The sequence below is a fragment of the Roseisolibacter sp. H3M3-2 genome (assembly GCF_029211165.1).
In the GTDB taxonomy this organism is placed as follows: Bacteria; Gemmatimonadota; Gemmatimonadetes; order Gemmatimonadales; family Gemmatimonadaceae; genus Roseisolibacter.
In genome coordinates, this window is the sequence record NZ_JARGEK010000238.1 from 5051 (window position 1) to 7574 (window position 2524).

The 2524-nt window shown below is 74.3% G+C and carries 3 protein-coding genes and 1 riboswitch; of the genes, 2 read left to right on the forward strand and 1 reads right to left on the reverse strand.

Features of this window, described 5'->3' with window-relative positions; all coding sequences use genetic code 11:
• Window positions 1–84 precede the first annotated feature (84 nt).
• Window positions 85–468, reverse strand: coding sequence for a hypothetical protein (locus PYV61_RS17275; RefSeq protein ID WP_275833881.1), 384 nt, complete (start codon window positions 466–468; stop codon window positions 85–87).
• A gap of 132 nt (window positions 469–600) precedes the next feature.
• On the opposite strand from PYV61_RS17275, the gene PYV61_RS17280 reads away from it, so the two are divergent.
• Complete coding sequence (locus tag PYV61_RS17280; RefSeq protein WP_275833883.1) at window positions 601–1626, forward strand: hypothetical protein; 1026 nt, start codon at window positions 601–603, stop codon at window positions 1624–1626.
• A 280-nt stretch (window positions 1627–1906) separates the two neighbouring features.
• A riboswitch (cyclic di-GMP riboswitch) is annotated at window positions 1907–2010 on the forward strand.
• 24 nt (window positions 2011–2034) lie between these two features.
• A partial coding sequence (locus PYV61_RS17285; protein ID WP_275833885.1) for a ricin-type beta-trefoil lectin domain protein occupies window positions 2035–2524 on the forward strand: 490 nt, incomplete at its 3' end.

The window sequence follows — 2524 nt, forward strand, 5'->3', positions numbered from 1 at the left end:
TTCGACTCCCGCTGTTTCGACTCCCGCTGTTTCGACTCCCGCTGTTTCGACTCCCGCCGTGACGACTCCCGCAGTCTCAGCGTTTCACCCGGGCGGAATGAAGATCTGCACCTCGTCCCCCGGCGACACCACGATCTCGTCGCTCGTCGGCGTGCGCTGGTTGCCGATCGGGTCGGCGACGAAGCGCAGTGGGGTGATGCCGTTGAGCAGGAAGCCCGGGATGCGCAGCACCTGCGTCGAGTTCCCCGTGACCGTGCCGAGGCGCACGCGCTGCCCCCCGCGCACGGCGTAGACGTTCACGTCGAGGAAGCCCTGGTTGCGCACGCGGAGCGTGGTGGGGCGCTCGACCTCCTGCGCGGCGGCGGGCCCCCGCTTGCGCGAGCAGGCGCCGAGCGGCAGGACGGCGCCGGCCGCGAGGGCGGCGAGCGCGGCCGCGCGGAGGAGTCGGGGCGAGGGGAGGTGGGGCATGCCGAGAAGCTCGGCCGCGAACCGGTCCCGCGCCAGTAGCGCGATCCGCAGCGTAACTTGGGCGGGTGCGGCGGCCCGCCGCCGCCGCCGTCGTCGCCCCCACACCGGCAGCACCCCGTCCCGGAGCTCCCGATGCGCCACGCCCTCGCCCTCGCAGTCCTCCTTCCCGTCGCGGCCGGCGCGCAGGCCACGCCCGCCGCCGGGGCCCCCGCCGACGCCGTGCCGATGCGCGAGTGGAAGGTGCCGTGGGAGGACAGCCGCCCGCGCGACCCGATGGTCGACGGGCAGGGGCGCGTCTGGTTCGTCGGGCAGGCGGGGAACTACGTCGCCTACCTCGACCCGACCTCGGGGCAGTTCAAGCGCTACGAGATCGACCCGGGGACCAACCCGCACAACGTCGTCGTCGGCCCCGACGGCAACGCGTGGTACGCCGGCAACCGCAACGGGATGATCGGCAAGCTGGAGCCGGGGAGCGGGAGGATCACGCGCTTCCCGATGCCCGACAGCACGGTGAAGGACCCGCACACGATGACGTTCGCGCCGAACGGGGACCTCTGGTTCACCGCGCAGTTCGGGAACGCCGTCGGCCGCCTGACGCCGAGCACCGGGAAGATCCAGCTCGTGAAGTCGCCGACCGGGCAGTCGCGCCCGTACGGGCTCGTGCTCGACTCGAAGGGGAAGCCGTGGTTCGACCTGTTCGGCACCAACGCGATCGCCACCGTCGACCCGGCGTCGATGCGGCTGCGCAGCTTCCCGCTCCCCGACGCCCGCGCGCGCCCGCGCCGCATCGCGGTCACGAGCGACGACATGGTCTGGTACGTGGACTACTCGCGCGGCTTCCTGGGGCGCCTCGACCCGCGCAGCGGCGACGTGAAGGAGTGGCCGAACCCCGGCGGCGCGGCGTCGCTCCCGTACGCGATGACGGTCGACGACCGCGACCGGCTCTGGTTCGTCGAGACGGGGAAGCAGCCCAACCGGCTGGTCGGCTTCGACCCGCGCACCGAGAAGTTCTTCGGCGAGACGCCGATCCAGAGCGGCGGCGGGACGGTGCGGCACATGACGTTCGACCGCCGCTCGGGGCAGATCTGGTTCGGCACCGACGTCGGCACGATCGGGCGCGCGACCGTCGGCGGGCAGCGGCGGCCGGTCAGCGAGTGAACGGCGCGTAAGGTCGGGCGGCGGCGCCCGGCGCCGTACGGCGTCGGCATCGTACGAAATCGTCACGAAGGGGAGCGGCCGCGTAACGTCGGCCGCTCCCCTTCGGCACTTGAGCGCAACGCGTGACCGTCGTCACATCGACGTGCACGCTGGCGTGTATCGTTCGCGGCGTTCCGGCGTCACCCCCGTGACGCCGGGAACGGACGTGCGCCTCGCGCCGCCGCCCGCGCTCCCCCCGCAAGTCTTCCCTCCGTTCGGCACGTCGCGCATCCGCAGGACAACGCGACAAGGGCAAACCCGTCGAAAGCCGGGGACGCAAAGCCACGAGGCTACCGCCGCCCGTCGTCCACACGACGCGCGCGCCAGGCCGGTCGGGTTGCCGAAGAGACCCTCTCCGGATCTCGACCGATGCCCTCCGTGTTCACGGCGGGCAGGCGTACGCGCCTGCCCTTCGGCTCCGCCGCGCGTGTCTCCCTCGCCGGCGCCCTCCTCGCCCTCGCCGCCTGCGCCGACGGCGCGTCGGCCCCGACCGAGGGCCGCTCCGCCCTCCTCGGCGCGCGCCGCGCCTCCGCGTCGCTGGCCGCGGCCCCCGGCTCGCTCCCGAGCGCGACGGGCCAGGGGTGCCTGCAGCCGACCGACGGCGCCATCGCCGGCGGCAACACCGTCGAGGTGGCGCCGTGCGGCGGCGCGACCCAGGAGTGGGCGGTCGCCGGCGTTGGCGTCGCGGGCGAGGCCTCGCCGGGCGGCTCGCACTGCCTCGACGCGCTCGGCGGCGCGCCGGGGACCACGCTGGCTATCATCTGGTGCCAGGGGACGGCGTCCCAGCAGTGGACGCTGACGGCCGCGGGCGAGCTGCGGAGCGCCGGCGGGCTGTGCGCCACCTTCGTCGCCGCCGGCG